This is a genomic window from Filimonas effusa (assembly GCF_004118675.1).
GTDB lineage: Bacteria > Bacteroidota > Bacteroidia > Chitinophagales > Chitinophagaceae > Filimonas > Filimonas effusa.
The window spans coordinates 1210567-1229252 of sequence record NZ_SDHZ01000001.1 but is presented as its reverse complement, the minus strand read 5'-3'; the positions used below and the strand labels follow the sequence as shown (position 1 = coordinate 1229252).

12 protein-coding genes are annotated in these 18686 nt (G+C 45.5%); 7 read left to right on the top strand and 5 right to left on the bottom strand.

Translation table 11 applies throughout. The features are described 5' to 3' along the window. Positions 1-102: 102 nt before the first annotated feature. The 3 genes from ESB13_RS04490 to dctA form a co-directional block, all read right to left on the bottom strand. Positions 103-1548 carry an alpha/beta fold hydrolase gene (locus tag ESB13_RS04490; RefSeq protein WP_129001826.1) on the bottom strand — a complete coding sequence of 482 codons (1446 nt, stop codon included), beginning with the start codon at positions 1546-1548 and terminating at the stop codon, positions 103-105. Positions 1549-1613: 65 nt separating this feature from the next. After that, positions 1614-2420 (bottom strand): helix-turn-helix domain-containing protein, encoded by an 807-nt coding sequence (locus ESB13_RS04485; RefSeq protein ID WP_129001825.1) that lies wholly within the window; start codon positions 2418-2420, stop codon positions 1614-1616. Positions 2421-2491: 71 nt separating this feature from the next. Further along, a complete protein-coding gene (gene dctA, locus ESB13_RS04480) occupies positions 2492-3781 on the bottom strand; it encodes a C4-dicarboxylate transporter DctA (RefSeq protein WP_129001824.1) in 1290 nt (429 codons plus the stop codon). 193 nt (positions 3782-3974) lie between these two features. On the opposite strand from dctA, the gene ESB13_RS04475 reads away from it, so the two are divergent. The 7 genes from ESB13_RS04475 (at position 3975) to ESB13_RS04445 (ending at position 14907) form a co-directional block, all read left to right on the top strand. Next, positions 3975-4784, top strand: coding sequence for a helix-turn-helix domain-containing protein (locus ESB13_RS04475; RefSeq protein ID WP_129001823.1), 810 nt, complete (start codon positions 3975-3977; stop codon positions 4782-4784). Positions 4785-4853: 69 nt separating this feature from the next. Further along, positions 4854-5438: an NAD(P)H-dependent oxidoreductase gene (locus ESB13_RS04470; protein ID WP_129001822.1), complete on the top strand. Its 585-nt coding sequence runs from the start codon at positions 4854-4856 to the stop codon at positions 5436-5438. Positions 5439-5560: 122 nt separating this feature from the next. Continuing rightward, complete coding sequence (locus tag ESB13_RS04465; RefSeq protein WP_164974091.1) at positions 5561-6154, top strand: TetR/AcrR family transcriptional regulator; 594 nt, start codon at positions 5561-5563, stop codon at positions 6152-6154. Positions 6155-6213: 59 nt separating this feature from the next. Further along, a complete protein-coding gene (locus ESB13_RS04460) occupies positions 6214-7290 on the top strand; it encodes an efflux RND transporter periplasmic adaptor subunit (RefSeq protein ID WP_129001820.1) in 1077 nt (358 codons plus the stop codon). Between the two features lie 18 nt (positions 7291-7308). Then, positions 7309-10407: an efflux RND transporter permease subunit gene (locus ESB13_RS04455; RefSeq protein ID WP_129001819.1), complete on the top strand. Its 3099-nt coding sequence runs from the start codon at positions 7309-7311 to the stop codon at positions 10405-10407. A gap of 10 nt (positions 10408-10417) precedes the next feature. After that, on the top strand, positions 10418-11701 hold the full coding sequence (locus ESB13_RS04450) for a TolC family protein (protein ID WP_164974090.1): 1284 nt from the start codon (positions 10418-10420) through the stop codon (positions 11699-11701). A gap of 137 nt (positions 11702-11838) precedes the next feature. Then, positions 11839-14907 (top strand): beta-L-arabinofuranosidase domain-containing protein, encoded by a 3069-nt coding sequence (locus ESB13_RS04445; protein WP_129001817.1) that lies wholly within the window; start codon positions 11839-11841, stop codon positions 14905-14907. Positions 14908-15075: 168 nt separating this feature from the next. Here ESB13_RS04445 and ESB13_RS04440 read toward each other — a convergent pair whose 3' ends face one another. Both ESB13_RS04440 and ESB13_RS04435 read right to left on the bottom strand, forming a co-directional pair. Then, positions 15076-16146, bottom strand: a complete 1071-nt coding sequence (locus tag ESB13_RS04440; RefSeq protein ID WP_129001816.1) for a 2,3-butanediol dehydrogenase — start codon at positions 16144-16146, stop codon at positions 15076-15078. A 182-nt stretch (positions 16147-16328) separates the two neighbouring features. Continuing rightward, positions 16329-18668, bottom strand: a complete 2340-nt coding sequence (locus tag ESB13_RS04435) for a GAF domain-containing protein (RefSeq protein ID WP_129001815.1) — start codon at positions 18666-18668, stop codon at positions 16329-16331. Between the last annotated feature and the right edge of the window lie 18 nt (positions 18669-18686).

The window sequence follows — 18686 nt, the reverse complement described above, 5'->3', positions numbered from 1 at the left end:
TTTGTAACGCGTATTTATTACCGGGGATGAGGCTTGCTGTTCAGGGTAGTACGGGTTGAGGGGGCAGTTGTGGTTTTTCGGGGTAAACAGATGTATGCGTCGTTATTCTATGATGATGTTTTTGGATTGGGGAGTCAGTTTTTTATATGGATCTTTCATAAATAAGTCCAGATAATCCACCTTATCTACGGTATAGCCGGGGGCATGTCCCCTATCATGAATAGTGAGGAGCTGGCTATTAGGCATATATCTTTTAATAAGCCGGTTATAGAAAGGGCGGCACCATGGGTCGATGTCGCCTGCTGAAATGATTGCAGGTATATTGGAATACAGGGGCTCTTTGGTGGTGTTAGGTTCCGGGGTTACCTGCCAGCAATTACAGGCCGGCTGATCTACATTGTTAAATTTAGATCCGGAGAACCAAGGCAGCAGGTTAAACTGTTGTTGTTCGAGGCGGGGATTGGTGTACTGAATTTGTTCGCTGCAATAAAAAGAATAACGCATGCCGAGCGAGAGCTGTTTATCGCCTGAGAATTGTTCGTCGAGTATTTCTGTTACATAGTTTTTGTGGTGGCCGCTTATGAGTTCGCTGATAACGAAAGGTACAGTTCTTACCTGTCCGGCGTTCATACGGTTTGCAATGGTAGCCAGGAGTTCCTGTTTGGTGTAGGTGATACGGATGCTATCTTTTTTTTCCTTATCGAAGTAAATTAAGCAAAACTCTTTTCCGGTGATATGGGTAAAGTATTCGTGAAAACGCGTTTCGAGGTTTCCGTAAACGGGAGTAGCAGTTGAGTCGCGCCTGACATTTTCGAAGATATTGTCAAGCGCTTCGTTGAAGTTTAGAAAGCTATGTTCTTCGTAGTTAACGAAGGTTGGAAGGGGTGAGTTAAGAAAGAGCATGCGTACTGCTTCGGGGTGAATGCGTGCGACTGTCATCATAAGGCCACCGCTATAGGAGATGCCTGCCAGGACCAGGGAGTCGATGTTTAAAGCGAGGCGAAGGTCGTTTATATCTTCAGCGCATTCGATGGTATTGTAGGCTGACAAGTTGATATTCTGTTGCAGAAGGCGTTGGCGGCATTGGGTGATGGCAATGAGTTCGAGTGAGTCTTTGTTTTTTTGTTCTCTATAGCTTCGTTTAAGCGCTTCATTCACTTCGGGGCAATCGAGGCAGGGTTGTGCTCTTTTGGTGCCGCGCTGATCAAAAGCTATAAATCCGCCGTACCTGAGGAAGGCTGAGTTATAGGCGATGCTATCGATAAAGGCTGTAGTACTGTATCCCGGGCCGCCTGTGCTGTACAGGATTATATTCTTTTGTGCATCCTGACCGGGGCGGCGAACAAACAGAAAGGGGACCTTTATTTTGGGACCGTCTGGGTTTTGCCTGCTTTCGGGGACTACGAGGTAGCCGGTTTTCAGGATAAGGCGGGGATCGGCTTTTACTATACCGGGAAAGGGTTCGATAGTGACATTATATTTTTGGCTAAAGGCGTGTTGGCCAGCCAGCAGCCACATTAGAAGGGAGATGAAACAGGTTGCTTTCATTTAAGAGATATTTCAGACCCAAAGAAAATAAGAAGTCCAGGCGCCAGAAAGTAAAAAACGGACAATTACAGTTGTGTGGTAAGTTTCTGGCGGGTAAAGCGGACCATTTCCTTATTAAAGTGGCTCATATCGTAGTAGCCATATTCCCAGGGCAGAAAGCTGGTTTTGTTGTTCATAAATGCTGTGAGGGCTGTTCTTGCCCTTAAGATAGAGAAATAGCTTTTGGGGGATATGCCTACTGCCTGGTGGAAGTAGCGGTTGATGGTTTTAGAGGTAAGGAAGAGTTTTTCGGCGATCTGGGAGGTATTCAGCTGCATACCTGTTGCGGAGTACTCTCCTATGGCATCGTTGACCATTTTCAGGTAATAATCTTTTTTGCGGGCTGCTCCTGAAGATCTCAGGAGGAAGGACTGGACAAGGTTGGTCCGTTCCTGAAAACATAGTGGTTGTTTCATTTGGATGAGCAGCTTTGGCGGAAGGATGTAGTTGAGGTCTATCACCTGGTTGGTAAAGCTGGTTTGATTGATGCCCAATACGGCTTCCAGTCCACCCGGATAGAATTTAATGGTGTAGATGCGGTCTGCGCGCAGATTATAGCGGGTGGTTTCTCCGTTTCTTAAAATGAGAATGTCCTGTCCTGGGTTGACCGTATGGCGGATATTTTCGAGGTCGATCTGATAAGAGCCTCCCAGGTTGATATAAAGCGTAGGAGTCCAGCTTGGGAACATTTTAACGCTGGCGTGGCCATTATTGAAATACATTTCAGATTTGTGCACTGATGATTCGGAGAAGAACTCTATGAATGGGGCGAGTTCTTCGCAGGGTGGTGTGAAGTCGTATATTTCACGGATATTCTGAAATATTTCAACCATAGCGCAATGACCGTTATTGACGGATAAGATCGTTTAAGCAATATAGTAAAAATATTTACAGGGTTATGGTTTTATACTGCCTGAGACATGGGTGGTGGTTCTGACGGAATTACGATCGCTTTTTTGTTAACCACCCGCTGATAGGTAGCTGTATCCAATGCATTTTCACTTTTAGCGATGACAACGGTGGCGATGGTATTTCCTATGAAATTGATGATCGCGCGACCCTCGCTCATAAAGCGGTCGACACCAATAAGAAGCGCCAGGCTTTCGATAGGGATAATTTTGAGTGCGGAAAGCGTTGATGCGAGGACAATAAATCCACTTCCCGTGACTGCAGCAGCGCCTTTGCTTGTCAGGAGCAGGATGCCAATGACTGTGAGTTGCTGGCTTAGGGTGAGGTTGACATTGTATGCCTGGGCAAGGAAGATAACGCTCATGCTAAGGTAGATGGTGGTACCATCGAGATTAAAGCTATAGCCGGTGGGGATGACCAGTCCTACTACCTCCTTTTCGCATCCTGCATCGGTGAGTTTTTGCATGACAGAAGGTAATACTGCTTCGCTGCTGCTGGAGCCAAGTATAATAAGGAGCTCTTCTTTTATATAGCCAAGCAGTTTCCACAGATTGATGTTATAGTAACGGCATACCAGATGGAGTACAATAAAGATGAAGCAGAACCCTGTCAGATAAAAAGTGATCATTAGTTTGCCCAAAATGATAAGTGTTGAAAAGCCAAACTTTCCTATCGTATAAGCCATACCTCCGAATGCGCCAATGGGGCTGAGGCGCATAATGATCTTCAGTACATTAAATAAAACCTTATTGATGGTATTCAGGGAGCCAAGGAAACTATTACCTGCATTTCCGAGCATTTTAAGTCCTATCCCAAAAAGGATACTGAAGAACAGGACCTGCAGTATATCTCCTTTTGCAAAGGCGTCAATAACGTTAGACGGGACGATATGAGTGAAGAATTCGGCCCAGTTAATATCATGCGCTTTCTGAGCATATTCAGCCACCTGGGCGGAGGGTTTTGAAGAGGCTTTGGGGACACCGGCGCCGGGTTTTAACAGGTTGGCGGTGACCAGTCCAATGATGAGGGCCAATGTTGTAACGATTTCGAAATAGAGCAGGGATTTGAGTCCGACGCGGCCCACCTTTTTCATATCGCCTGCGCCGGCAATTCCTGATACGATGGTGAGAAATATGACAGGAGCAATCACCATCCTGATCATACTAATAAAGGTTTCGCTGATCAGCTTTGCAGGGTTTGCAACAGCGGGTATCAGTGCGCCTGCAATAACGCCCAGGGCGATGCCAATAAGCACCTGCACATACAAGATCTTTAAATACTTCATAGGGCCTTCTTTCGTTAGTGGCAAGGGTTTGCTACCGCACATTGGCACGGGATGCTGTTATACCTGACTTATTTTTTAATTTGTAATGAAAATAAGGATAATATATTTTAGAAATTCAGAAATTATAGGAGTAGTCAGCCGGGAAGGTTCCCAATATTAAAACAGGAAGGGATCTTTTTATTAGATTTGCCAGGTGGATATAACAGGGTTACATAATGGTAGAATTACTGTACCTGCTGCATTTGAGCAGGTGTTCTCTCATTTCTATTACGCGGTGAATTCCGGCCCGCAGACAATAAGCAAAACATTGCTACCCGGATTTCAAACGATTCTCGTTTTCAGCTTTGGTACGCCTGTTACACTTTTATCCGGAAATGCCGAAATAGCGATGGACAAGTGTATGGTATTAGGTCCTATCAAGAGGGCTTTTGACTATCTATTGCCGCCTGGCTCCGATCTTCTTGTTGCGAATTTTAAAAACGATGCCTTTTACCGGTTTTTTGGTGAGCAGGTGATGTCCAATATTCCGATAGCAACCGATGCGCTGAGCGGGGATAATTGTTTTACCGGGCTGTGGCAGGTTTTAAGAGAGATAAAGATGCCGGAAGCCCGTGTGGATGCTATCCTGAAGTATGCAGCTCCCTATCTTGGGCAACAGCATATCACAGCTTCGTTACTGTTGCAGCAGGACACGTACCTGAACCTGGTAAAAACAATTGCCAGGGATACCAACCAGACAGAACGTAATGTACAATTGCAGCAGAAAAAGCAGTTTGGCTACAGTCTTCAGGAAATTATCCGCTACAGGCGTTTTTTGAAAGCTGTGAATCTTGTGCAGGATAAGCTTGCTACAGGAGCCCTTAAAATTGATTGGTTTGATATTATTGTAGCGTGTGATTACTATGATCAAAGCCAGCTGGTGCATGATTTTAAACATTTTCTAAATCTTACACCGGGTGCTTTCCTCCGTTTCCAGGAAAACATATGCCGTCCTCTCCCGTGACGTTGATTTCGTTTTCTTACAATTTCTCCTGTCGCCTGCTTTCTAGTTTTGTTTTACAAAAACAAAGTCATGAAGCATCTTATCATTTATGCGCATCCAAACAGCACAAGTCTGAATCATTATCTTAAGCAGGTTATTGTCAATGCATTGGAAGCAAAGGAGCACGACATTATCCTAAGAGATCTGTATGAATTGAATTTTAGCCCTGTACTGTCGTTACCAGATATCCAGGGGCAACGAATGGGCCAGGTTGCGGAAGATGTAGCAAAAGAGCAGCAATACATCAGAGAAGCCGATTTCATCAGTTTTATCTATCCTATCTGGTGGACAGGCATGCCGGCTATCATGAAGGGGTATATTGATCGTGTATTTAGTTATGGTTTTGCCTACCGGTATGATAATGGTGTTCAGAAGGGGCTATTACAGGGGAAGAAAGCTGCTGTCATCAACACGCATGGCAAGTCGGCAGCAGAATACAATGCAAAGGGGATGGACAAAGCTCTACTGCTGACATCTGATGAAGGCGTATACCGTTATTGCGGATTAACAGTAGAAAGGCATTTTTTCTTTGATGGCGCCGATAAGGCAGGTTCTGAGGTTATAGCAAACTGGCAGTTGCAACTGGAGCAGTTCTATTCTAGGCCAGTTCTTTAATAAGCGGCTTTTTTTCTACCGAGGACTAAGCGCCTCTGAAAGAGGGTGCAGATGCCAGAACAATGTGTAGAGAAATATTGCCGTTGTTTTTCATTTTTCGACATTTTGTGTATTTTTGTCGAATGAAAGAGGAAACAGAACACGACGTCGTAAAAGAGCATATTGTCAAGGTCTCGAAGGAGGTCTTCCGGCGATATGGCTTGTCGAAGGTGTCGATGGACGATCTGTCCAAGGCAGCCGGCAAGGGACGCAGTACGCTGTACCACTACTTTAAGAACAAGAAAGAGGTTTTTGAGGCTTGTGTATTGAGCGAATTAAGCGTTATTATGCACGAGGCGTCGTTGAAGTTACAGAAGAAAGCAGGTACAAGTTATAACCTGCATATTTATTACAGTACAAAGCTGGGCGGCATTATTGCCTTAAAGAACCAGTATCAGAATTTGCTGGAGGACTTGCGTCTTCAGCCTGAAATTTTCGGGCGGTTATCAAAAATATTAATGGAGGAGGAAACTTTTGCGTTACAGCAGTTGTTGAAATGGGGGATTGCTGATAATGAGATCGCGCCAATGGATGAAGGAGAGCTTGTTTTTCTCTCCAATGCGCTTGTTACGGCCTTCCGGAGCTTTGAGATGGAAATGGCGTTACAGGATAAAGTCGAGGACCTGGAAAACCGTTTGTCCTGGCTCATTAATATTCTGTATAAGGGGCTGAAGTAATTTTTTTTGCAACCAGGTTCGACAAAAATACAAATAGTGTCTAATTGAATAATGAAACTATGCAACGAGTAAAGTCAGTGATCCGGCCTTTTGCTATTGGAATGGCATTAACAGGTATTGTTTCGTGTGGAAATGATTCCGGTCAACCGGTGTCGAAGATCCCGGTGAATGTAGCTGTGTTGGCGCTTAACAGTTCTTCTGCAGCATCATCTAAGGGCAGCCTGGAATATACGGGTACCGTTACGGCCGGGAAAACAATAGATCTTAGTTTCCAGGTGGGAGGTACGGTAACGTCGTTACCAGTTAAAGAAGGGCAGTTAGTGAACAAAGGGCAGTTGATAGGTACGGTAGATGAAACGGCGTATCGCAGCCAGTATGATGCACAGCAGGCCCAGGTAAAGCTGGCCGAGGAAAACTATAACCGGATAGCCGAAGTTTATAAAAAAGGAAGCATAGCAGAAATAAGGATGATAGAAGCCCGTTCAAAATATGAGCAGGCTACTGCGGCGGCGAAGGCAACCTACCAGAATATAGTACATACCAGAATAGTAGCGCCGCAAAGCGGTTACATAGGCAGCAAACGTATGGAAGCGGGCAGCACCGCCGGGCCGGGCATGCCTGTGGTTCAGTTATTGGACATATCATCGGTTCAGGTTGTTGTACCGGTACCTGAGGCAGAAGTTGCCACTTACAAAAAAGGCACCAAAGCACAGGTGACCGTATCTGCTTTAAATAACAGGGCTTATAACGGTACTGTTGATGAAGTGGCAGTACTGGCGACCAGCGGCAGTCCCAACTACACTGTAAAAGTTCGTGTGAACAACAGTGACCAGTCGTTAAAGCCGGGCATGGTTACTACGGTTCAGTTTGAAAAAGCCATAACAGCAGCTACTACGAGCATACAACACGAAACGATTATACCTGCGGAAGCTGTACAGGTGGATGAAGCGGGCAGCCAGTATGTTTTTGTAGCGGATGCAGGCGGCAAGCAGGCAGTGCGTAAAAAAGTAACTACTGGCCGCTTATACAAGAATGGTATAGAAGTCACCTCCGGACTAGCCGGTGATGAACGGGTTATTATATCCGGTTTTCACAAGGTGACAGATGGCTCTCCCATTCAAATTATTTCTCAATAAACAGCATAAGGGAGTTTTATGAAATTAAAAAGCAATGCAGTGGAATGGGCCATGCGGTTCAAGGCCTTTCCGCTATCGCTGGCGGCTGTTTTGTTCCTGGTGGGAATATATGCGCTGTTTAATATGCCCAGGAACGAGTTTCCTGAATTTACGGTACGGCAGGGATTGGTGATCGGGTATTATCCCGGCGCATCCTCACAGCAGGTAGAGGAGCAACTCACGAAGAAGGTAGAAGAATACCTGTTTAGTTTTAATGAGGTGAACAAGGCAAAGACCTATTCTTATTCCCGTGATGGAATGATGTATGTTTTTGTGGAAGTAGCCAATAATGTAAACAGCGGCGATACCAAAGCCTTCTGGAACAAGCTCAAGAATGGCGTATTGTTGCTGAAGGCACAGTTGCCACAGGAAGTAAAAGGCATCATGGTTAACAGTGATTATGGGAATACTTCTGCAATACTGCTGGCAGTGGAATCGCCATCCCGCTCTTACAAAGGACTACAAAAAAATGTGGAGGATATAGAAGATGGGTTACGTGAAATAGAGGACCTGGCACGTATCACAAGAGTTGGCAGCTTAAATGAGCAGATCAGCATTTATGTAGATAACAACAAGCTTATTAACTACGGTATTACTTCCGGTTACCTGATGCAGGCTTTGCAGAAAGAAGGCGCTATTAGTCCTACCGGTACACTGGAAGGTGATGCTGCAGACCGGCCGATACATCTTACCTCCTTTTTTAAAACAGAAACCGACCTGGCCAACCAGATCATCAAGACTGATAAGGATGGCAATGTAGTAAGGCTGCGGGATATTTCTACCATTACCCGCGAATACGATAGTCCTGATTCGTATGTAACCGCAAACGGGACGAAGTGTATTGTGATCAGTATGGAGATGACTGCTGGAAAGAACATTGTTCATTTTGGAGAGAAGGTAGATAAAAAGCTGGCTGAATTAGGTCCGCGGTTACCGGCGGATATTAAGTTGTCAAAACTAGCCAATCAACCTGAGGTGGTTAACGAGTCCATAGGCCACTTTATGAAGGAGTTTGGCTTTGCGTTGATAGGAGTTATAATAGTTGCCGTATTTCTGCTGCCGTTTCGTGTGGCTGCGGTGGCAGCGGCAACTATTCCTATTACCATTGCGGCGACGCTGGCGCTTATGTACACCTTTGGGCTGGAGCTAAATACGGTAACCCTTGCTGCATTGATCATTGTGCTGGGTATTGTAGTTGATGATCCGATAGTGGTAATAGACAACCATATAGAAAAGCTTGATCATGGGATGAGCGTGTGGGATGCTGCCAAAGAAAGTGCAAGAGAGCTGTTCCCTTCGGTATTTACAGCTACATTGGCTATTGCGGCCACTTTTACACCGCTTATTTTCTTTATGTCGGGTATTGCCGCCGATTTTATCAAAGTGTTCCCGTTCACCATTATTATAGCCTTAACACTTTCACTGGTGATCTCGATGTTGCTTGTCCCCTATTTCAATACACTTTTCATAAAGAAGGGATTACAACATGGTAATAAAAAGACGGATAAAAAATCATTGCTTGACAGGATACAGAAGGTGTTTAATAAGCAGGTACGTAATGCCATTGACCATTATGTTATTACCATAGGATTGGGAGTGTTGTCGATTATAGCAGGAGGTTTCTTTATGTCGAAGCTGCCGCAGCAGTTGTTTCCCAAGGTAGAACGCAACCAGTTTGCAATGGAGATCTACCTGCCTAACGGCCAGCGGCTGGAGCAAACCGATAGTATTGTGAAACATATGGAGCGTATTATGGCCAACGACAAACGTATCACCAACTATACAAGTTTTATTGGCACCTCCTCTCCACGTTTCCATACCGTTTATGCTCCGCAGTTGCCTGCAAAGAATTACGCCCAAATATTGATCAATACAACGACGGAAAAGACAACAGAGGAAATCCTTTCTGAATATGCGGAGAAATATGGCAATGCCTTTCCGATGGCTTATGTGCGGTTAAAGCAACTGAATATGATCAGCGCTCCCGCTCCTATTGAAGTGCGTATATCGGGAAATGATCTTACTGTGTTGAAGCGTACTGCAGATACTGTTAAAAGGATTGCTGAAAAGCAACCGGGTATTGTTTGGGTGCGTACTGATTACGAACAGCCTCAACATGCGATTCATCTTGATATCAATAACGAGGAGGCTTCGCGTTTGGGGGTTACGAAAGAAGATATCTCCAATGTTGTGGCCATGAACATGCAGGGCCTGAAGGCAACACAGGTATGGGAGAATGGTTATGCTGTGGATGTAAAAGTAAAAACCGATAAAAAGGTAAGGACCAGTACTGAAGAACTTCTGGATTTGAGCGTACCTGTGCAAACCAGCCGCACTATTGTTCCGTTACGCCAGGTAGCAGACCTGAAAGCTGAATGGCAGGATGGGCAGATAGTACGCCGTAATGGAGTGCGGACACTTACTGTTAGGATGGATGTAAAACAGGGAGAGGTTGCTACAAGCCTGCTGAACAAGTTTAAGGGCCAGGTTGAGGCTATCCAGTTACCGGCGGGCACCCATATAGGTTACGGCGGGGAGCTGGAGATGCAGAAAGAAAATGAAGGGCCTATGGCAGGCTCCCTTCTTATCAGCATCATCGTTATCTTCCTCATCCTGGTATGGCATTTCAAACACGTGAAATATGCGCTGCTTAGTATTACAACCATGCCTTTGAGTGTGCTTGGGGCAGGCTTAGGTTTGATGTTAATGCGTTATCCTTTTGGATTTACTTCGTTTATAGGTTTATTGGCCTTGTGTGGTATAGTGGTCAGGAATGGTATCATTCTTATCGATTTTGCAGAAGAGCTCAGGCAGAATGAAGGTTACAGTGTGAAAGATGCTGCGAGGATTGCTGCAGAGCGCAGGATGCGTCCTATTTTCCTAACATCAACTGCTGCTGCTGTTGGGGTGATACCTATGATCATCAGCCGTTCTTCGTTATGGGGGCCGCTGGGAACGGTTATATGTTTTGGATTGCTGGTGTCTATGGTGTTAACCCTGTTTGTGCTGCCTGCTCTTTACTGGCTATTTTTTCATAAGGAAGAGCAAAAGCGTAATGCAGCGGAGGCCGTACATTAAAAAAGAGATCATGAAAAGATTAGTCATAGTATTGTTTACTGCTCTTGCTGCGGCGCCTACCTATAGCCAGCAAAAGACGATATCATTGTCGGAGAGCAAAAAGGCGGCTCTTGCTTACAGCAAAGCCATAAAGAACGGCGCCTTGGGTATAGAATCGGCGCAGGCCGATGTATTGGCGGCCAAATCTGCTTACTACCCATCGGTACAGGTAGTTGGCGTTGGGGCGCAGGGTTTCAAGGATTTTATTTCGCCTATTCCTCCCCTGCTTACCCAGGGCATCGATAATTTTTATTTTACCGGCGCACAGGCTATGGAGCCTGTGTATGCAGGTGGCAAAGTGCGCACGTCGAATGAACTGGCTGCGCTGCAATTAGAAGCCAGCAGGGTGAGAGCGCAGCAATCAACCGATTCTGTTCTATTGCTTACAGAGCAAAAATACTGGAACCTGATAAATTTGCAGGAGCAGTATAAGGTGATCATTGCAAACGAGCATTTGCTGGATACAGTATTAAAGCAGCAAAATGATCTTCTTGCTTCCGGTCTTATCGCCCGTAACGATCAGTTAAAGGTAAAGGTGCAGCGGAGCAAGTTGTTGCTGAATAAAAGCAAACTTGAAAACGGGAGAAAACTGGCTTTACTCGATTTTTGTTTTTATACCGGGATGCCTTACGATTCGCTGTTGATCATGGAAGATACGTTAAATGCCAGTCAGCTTATGTTGCCCGATCCTGCGGGGCCGGATCTTACCCTTTCGGCCAATACCAATTATTCGCTTATGAAGATGCAGGTAAGCGGTGAAAAGCTACAAACCAAATTAACCAAGGGGGATTATATGCCTACCGTTTCCGTGGGCGTGAATGCAGCAGTAGCAGGGAGCGTAGGTAACGGCATTGGCAGCAAGTTTATGCCGCTGGCACTGGGTACAGTAAGCGTTCCTATTTCTGACTGGTGGGGCAAAGGCAAGCAAAAGCTCAAACAAAGAGCACTAAGCGAGCAGGCTGTGGTAAATCGTTTCGAAGATGTAGAGAATCAACTGAAGGTGGGTATTACAAAATCGTGGTACGATGTATCGGATGCCACGAAGCAGATAGCCTTTGCGATAGAGAACCTGGCGCAGGCAACGGAGAACTTAAAAGTAAGCCAGGATAATTACGCAAGTGGCTTATCTAGTATTACGGAATTGATGGATGCCCAGGCTTTATACCAGGAGGCAAGCAGCGAACTGGTAACCGCGTTAGCCGGTTACCGGAATAAGGCAGCTGCTTACCAGTTTATGATTGGCAAAGCACAATAGGCAAAGAGTGCCTGTTAATATTATCTGATTATGAGCTAAAATATACTTATAACGACACAGAGATTCTTCATAGTTTCATTTTGAATTGCCAAAGCGGGATCTACAGACAGAAGGCAATTGGTGAAAATTATGCAAATATGAAAATCTACAAACTATTACTGCGGGTCATTTTGTCTGTAGCTGTTATGATCCAGGGTATCGTTATCGCCCGGGCACAGAACGGCGACCAGATACTGGATGGGATCGGTGAAACGGGAATGATTGCGCGTTATGTGTTTAACGGAGATCTAAAAGACTGGTCGCGTAATAACCTGCATGCCAGGGCTCAAAGCGCCGACGTTAAGTTTGTTAATGACAATCGTTTTGGAAAGGTGTTGTCTTTACCGGGCAGCGCCGATGCTTTCATTACATTGCCTGGTGCGGCTTTAACGGACCTGGAGTCGCTCAGTATATCCGGATGGATCTATCTTCGTTCCAATGCCTCCGGCCAGCGTTTATTTGATTTTGGAGAAGATGCCACCAGGCATTTTGTTGCATCTCCTGCCGGAACAAATGATCAAAAGGGTTACCAGGCATCAATAACAGCCGGGAAACAAAATAACAGCGCGGCTGTTGCGCCGGCACTGGAACTGCATAAATGGGTTCATATTGCTGTTGTGATAGATGTTCCTTCGAAGTCTATGATCATTTATGCAGACAGCAAACCTGTGGCTGCAACAAAAGATATTCCACAGGAGCTGACAGAAGTATTTGGTAAACAATCGAGCGAAAAAAGACTTCTTTACATCGGAAAGTCGTTGCTGGCGGGAGATCCGAACCTGAATGCTCTCCTACATGATTTCCGCATTTACCGAGTTCCACTTAGCAGAAGGCAGGTTGCCGGTATTTATAATAATTCCCGTGGGGGTGTCAATGGCGGAGTGGTAAATACAACGGGTAAACATGAAGACGACCTGCCATATTTTTCACCAACAGAAGCTCAATTATACAATGCCTATCTTATTCAGGTAGGTGACGTGAAAGTGGAAACAGAAGTGGGAAGTCTTCCAAGGATACCGAGTTATGTAAAGGGAACTTACCGGCAGGGACGAAAAGGTCCTGATGTGCGCGTTATATGGCCCTCTCCCATTGATAACAGCGCTGTGCTAAAGCCGGGAAATTATATTGTTACGGGTCGTGTGCCGGGAACCCATTTCCAGCCAAGGGCGTTTATTACGGTAAAAAACGCCGGCAATATCACCACGCCGGTTTTAAAGCTGGCTACGTTTAATCTGGACCAGGTTTCGCTTAAAAATGATGCGCATAACCATGCCACCCAGTTCATAGAAAACCGCAACAAGTTTATTGATACACTAGCTAAAACTGATCCCAATTCATTTCTTTATATGTTCCGCCATGCCTTTGGGCAAAAGCAGCCACAGGGTGCAAAACCTTTGGGCGTATGGGATAGCCAGGATACCAAATTGAGAGGACATGCAACCGGACATTATCTGACAGCAATTGCGCAAGCTTATGCCGGCACGGGATATGACAAGTTGCTCCAGGCAAATTTTGCCGGGAAAATGGAGTATATGGTAAATACCCTTTATGAGCTGGCGCAACTAGCCGGGAATCCGAAAGATGGCAGCTCGCTCCATGTGTCTGATCCTGCACTTGTTCCGTATGGGCCTGGCAAACCGAATTATGATTCAGATCTTAGTGATGAGGGCATAAGGACGGATTATTGGAACTGGGGCAAAGGGTTTATCAGTGCCTATCCTCCGGATCAGTTTATCATGCTGGAGCATGGTGCTAAATATGGCGGACAGAAGAACCAGGTTTGGGCACCTTACTATACATTACATAAAATTCTTGCGGGCTTAATGGATGTATATGAAGTAAGCGGCAATAAAAAAGCACTTGCGACAGCTGTTGGGATGAGTGACTGGGTATATGCCCGCTTAAGCCGCCTGCCAAAGGATACCCTTATAAAGATGTGGAATACTTATATCGCCGGTGAGTTTGGAGGTATGAATGAAGTCATGGCCCGCTTATACAGGATCACAGGGGAACAGAAATACCTGAAAACTGCACAGTTGTTCGATAACGTCAGGGTGTTCTTTGGTGATACGGCACATTCGCACGGGCTGGCAAAAAATGTAGATATTTTCCGCGGGTTACATGCCAACCAGCATATACCACAGATCGTAGGAAGTATTGAAATGTATCGTGTTTCAAATAATCCTGAATATTACAAAGTAGCCGACAACTTCTGGTACAAAGCTGTTAATGATTATATGTACAGCATCGGCGGCGTTGCCGGCGCACGTAATCCTGCGAATGCGGAATGTTTTATCAGTCAGCCGGCGACCTTGTATGAAAATGGCTTTTCTTCCGGGGGGCAAAACGAAACCTGTGCTTCGTATAATATGCTTAAGCTGACCAGCGACCTGTTCTTATTTGATCAGCGTGCAGCGTTGATGGATTATTATGAGCGTACGTTATACAATCATATTCTTGCTTCTGTAGCCAAGGACAATCCGGCCAATACCTATCATGTGCCATTAAGGCCTGGGTCGGTTAAACAGTTCAGCAACCCGGATATGAGTGGCTTTACCTGTTGCAATGGTACTGCAATAGAGAGCAGTACCAAACTTCAGAATTCAATCTATTTCAGGAGTAAAGATGACCAGGCGTTGTATGTTAATTTATACATTCCCTCGACCCTTCAATGGACGGAGCGCAACATCGCTGTGACACAGGAAACCAATTTCCCGCAGGAAGATAACACACGATTGACGATAAACGGTAGTGGTAAATTTGATCTTTATGTTCGTGTGCCGGGATGGGCAACGAAAGGATTCTTTGTAAAGATCAACGGTGCAGAACAGAAGCTGCATGCAAAGCCGGGAACTTATCTAAAAATAAGCCGCAACTGGAAAGACGGTGATACTATAGAGTTGAAAATGCCATTTCAATTTCACCTTGACCCGGTAATGGATCAGCAGAACATTGCGAGTTTATTTTATGGCCCGATATTACTGGCGGCCCAGGAGCCGGAAGCAAGAACGGAGTGGCGTAAAATAACCCTGGATGCCGGAGATCTGAGTAAATCAATTAAGGGAAATCCTCAGCAGTTGCATTTCACTATTGGTGATGTAATGTTTAAACCATTTTACGAAACATATGGCCGTCATTCGGTGTATCTCGATGTTACATTAAAATAGAACGGTTGTGCAATACGCATAATAATGTCTTTACAACACAAGTGTGAGACCGTTTCTTTGAAAGCCGCCTGCTAGTTATCCGGGCGGCTTTCAGCATTTTATGGGTGCCGGAAAAAAAAGTTCTTTCGGTAGGGAGCTTCTGCACAACTCATCGAATTTAGTGAGTTGTTATCCTTTTTCTATATCAACCAGTATTTTCACTTGTGACGGATTGTTGAGCAATGCTTCGAATCCATCGTTTACGATGTTGTCGAGTATTATTTTGCTGGTGACTAGCTTTTCGACGGGGAGTTTGCCTGATGCGATAAGGTTGATGACTTCGGGGAAGATGTTTCGGTAAGCGATAACTCCTTTAAGGGTGATTTCCCGGGCTACGAGATCAAAGGCGTTGATGGTTGCCGGTTTGCCGAAGAGGGCCACTATAAGCGCTACGCCGCCATTTTTGAGGCTTTGTATGCCGGCATCAAGCGTTACCTGCACGCCGGCGGCATCTATGAATACATCGAGGCCTTCTCCCCCATTGGCTGCTTTTACTTTACCGGCCACGTCTGCTTCTTTGCCGCTGATAACGGCATCAGCTCCCAGCTCTTTTGCTTTTTCGAGTCTTTTTTCGGCCACGTCTACTACAATTACTTTGGCTGCACCTGCTGCTTTTGCAGCCAGGAGACAAAGCAAGCCTATGGGGCCTGCACCAAAGATGACGCAGTTTTGTCCAATTTCAAGCCCGGTGTTTTTAACGGCATATACAGCAACGGCGGCAGGTTCGACAATAGCGCCCTGCTCAAAACTTACATTGTCGGGGATCTTGTAAACCATATAATCTTCCACCAATACATATTTGGCGAAACCTCCGTTTGCCGTTAAGCCAACAAAGCCCAGCGGCTCCGAAAGATTGTATTTGCCATTAGGGATGAATTCACTATCCGGGTTACGGAACAACGGCTCTACCACCACGCGATCTCCCTTTTTAAAACGTGTAACTTGATCTCCTACTTCTTCTACTACTCCTGAAAACTCATGCCCCAGCGTTGTTGTTCCCTGGTGTCCATTGAGTGCATACGGCTTTTCTACTGGTATCAGCATGGGGCCATGTGAATACTCATGCAGATCGGAACCGCAAATGCCTGCAAATTTTACCTGGATCTTAATTTGATGTGCCGCCGGTTTGCCCGGTGTTTCAACTTGTTCAATACGAATGTCCTTAGCCTTATGCCATCTGGCAGCTTTCATCATTTCCATACGTACGGGTTTTGTTTAAACGAAGTAACAGCTAAAACGATTAATTGGGGGCGGGTTTAACAAGTTGTATAGAATAGGGTTGTTAAAACAATGCAGGTAATGGATAAGTATGAAGTTATTGCATATTTTATGTAAAGTTGTTGTCAGGAGAGTGCAGGTAATGGATAGGGTGGTTACGCCATTTATGGTGTGCAGCCGTTGGCCAGCAAATGATCATCGGGAGTAATTGTGCGCATGAATGCAACGCGGATCACCTTCAGGCCTGAGATGCCCTGAAGGTCTTCTACTTCCTGTTTTTCGATATTGTTCTGCAGTCTTTTTTCGATCTGTAGCAGGCGGATATAGTTCATGTATTCCTGCTCTTCCGCTTCGCTTGAATATACAATGGAGAGCAGGCCGGGCTGGGTGATCCGTTCCTGTGTGCCTTTAATGAAGGCTTTGTCGATCCGTTTCTTTACAATTTCATAACGCGCATTATAGGTACCGTCTACGTCGAACCGTTTTTCATCCATCCTGAAGCGGATGTCGATGGTGCCATGGTAAACAAGTACCAGCGTTGTCACCTCCAGCGGGTATGGTAATGACGATTGTAAACAATAGTGTGCTGTTTCCATATCGCAAAGTGTACGCAGTTGCCATAACTGCAGTGCCTGCAGGTCGCTATTGGTGAAGTTGCGACCGGGTGCAATCGAAAATCCGATATACAGGTTATGTTCTACCCCATCGGTTTTAAAGCGTTCGTAGTAGTGCGGAAATTGGGCCTGCGCCTGTTGCTGCTGATGATCTATTACGGCAGCGAGTTTGCTGTTGATTGTGCTGATGGTTGTTTCATATTTCCGGCGGTTTAGATGGAACAATCCGGTGTCTTTGCTGGTGTTGACAAAGTAGCTGTCAATAGCGGGCAACAGTTCGGGTAGGTTGATCTGTTGCAGCCTGGGATGGAGTTCCGTATCGAGGTAATGATTGATATATTGATCGGTACCAGCTTTTAACGGTAGTGTTGCCGCCAGCCGGTATGTTTTAAGCTGATCGAGGTCGGTTTGAAATGGTGAGCCTGCTATCTGTTTATTTAGTTCTTTCAGCAGCAGAGACAGGGTTTCCAGCTGCAGAAGTAAGTCGGCCTGTACGCTGTTATTACGAGCATCGGAAGAGCCTTTAATATCAACCTGTCCATAGAGCGGATGGATATCGCGGAAGATGACTTCCTGTAATTCATAAGTTTCATTTACCTGTCTGGCGAAAATGTATTTCTGCGCTTCCTGTCTGAATTTCCAGTTCACGCTGTTATGGATGGTGGTGTATTCTTCCTGTATTACTGCCTGCACCTGGTTTTCCAGTTCAGCGGACATCCGTTCGATGGTGTCTGTAACAAAAGAGGTGATAATGTCGAGTTTATTTGCGTTGATGCTATTCAGCTCTCTTGCTCTTGGAGACACTACTTCGAGGAAGCCGAAAAGTTTTTCATTTTTTACAATAGGTGCGATGATAAAACTGCGGATATCCTGCTCCAGGAAATGCCTGGCCATTAAATTACCGGGGGTATCGACCTCCCACTGCAGTGTATCGGAAACTGCGAAATAGGTACGTTTGGTAATAAGGTGGCTGTAAGAGTTGTTGCAAAGCAGGTTGCAGGCCTTTTCAGGTTGCTGTTGCGTAAGCATATAACTGGGAAGCTGCTGACCGAAAGCGTCAGGGATCAGTTGTTCATTATCGGGATTGAATGTGGTAAACCCTACACGCAGATCGGGAATGCGGTAAATAGATCTAAAGATAGACTGAACCGTATCTTTAAAACCAATTGCATTCATACCCAGCAGTCTTTCTTTTAAGATGGAGACTGCGTTTTCGACGGTAGCGTCGAAAAGGGTCATAAGGGCAAAACCTTTCAGGCACCAGCTGCCTTTTGGAAATTTCCGTTTCCAAAGATCGAGGTCATCGTAGTTGTTCAACAATTGCTCTATTTCTTCCGGAGAAATGGGAACCGCTTTTGAAGTAGGTGCGATCTCCAGGAAATCGGCATTATAAAGGATCCGGTAGTATTTGACAATATTTTCTTCGTTGGGGATCTCATAAAAGAGTGGTTTGCCAAAGTCGAGCTGTGTACCGTAAAACTCGTTCAAAACAAGGCAGCAGCTGCTTACATAAAACTGGTGTTCGCTGAAATCGGCGAAGCCGATACTAAACTCAGGCCCGGCGGCTTTCAGGATATTTGCGAATCGTTCGGTATGATTGAAGATGACATTCTGGTAGGGAATGCTAACAGCTTTGATTTCGTTTAGTGTAAGTCCTTCAGGAAAAAACGGGGCAAGCAGCTGCCTGAGCAGGCCGGCATGTTGTTGGAGCTGTGCTGCGGTGGTGATGCCATTCCTGAGTTCCGGGAATGCTGCCGCCTGCCTGAGCAGGTTTACGGCATAGGCATTTTCTTCCGGGCTATTCGCTGCAACTTTTTCCCAATGTTCCAATACAGCGGAAAAGCTCAATTGCATCTCAAACGGTGTATCTGCGTGAAACTTCAGCTCCATTATCCTGTTTTACCTCCG

Excerpts from the sequence above, each read along its gene's own strand:
- ESB13_RS04435 (WP_129001815.1), bottom strand. The coding sequence starts at position 18,668 with ATGGAGCTGAAGTTTCACGCAGATACACCGTTTGAGATGCAATTGAGC.
- dctA (WP_129001824.1), bottom strand. The coding sequence starts at position 3,781 with ATGAAGTATTTAAAGATCTTGTATGTGCAGGTGCTTATTGGCATCGCC.
- ESB13_RS04470 (WP_129001822.1), top strand. The coding sequence starts at position 4,854 with ATGAAGCATCTTATCATTTATGCGCATCCAAACAGCACAAGTCTGAAT.
- ESB13_RS04490 (WP_129001826.1), bottom strand. The coding sequence starts at position 1,548 with ATGAAAGCAACCTGTTTCATCTCCCTTCTAATGTGGCTGCTGGCTGGC.
- ESB13_RS04440 (WP_129001816.1), bottom strand. The coding sequence starts at position 16,146 with ATGGAAATGATGAAAGCTGCCAGATGGCATAAGGCTAAGGACATTCGT.
- ESB13_RS04445 (WP_129001817.1), top strand. The coding sequence starts at position 11,839 with ATGAAAATCTACAAACTATTACTGCGGGTCATTTTGTCTGTAGCTGTT.
- ESB13_RS04465 (WP_164974091.1), top strand. The coding sequence starts at position 5,561 with ATGAAAGAGGAAACAGAACACGACGTCGTAAAAGAGCATATTGTCAAG.
- ESB13_RS04455 (WP_129001819.1), top strand. The coding sequence starts at position 7,309 with ATGAAATTAAAAAGCAATGCAGTGGAATGGGCCATGCGGTTCAAGGCC.
- ESB13_RS04450 (WP_164974090.1), top strand. The coding sequence starts at position 10,418 with ATGAAAAGATTAGTCATAGTATTGTTTACTGCTCTTGCTGCGGCGCCT.
- ESB13_RS04485 (WP_129001825.1), bottom strand. The coding sequence starts at position 2,420 with ATGGTTGAAATATTTCAGAATATCCGTGAAATATACGACTTCACACCA.
- ESB13_RS04460 (WP_129001820.1), top strand. The coding sequence starts at position 6,214 with ATGCAACGAGTAAAGTCAGTGATCCGGCCTTTTGCTATTGGAATGGCA.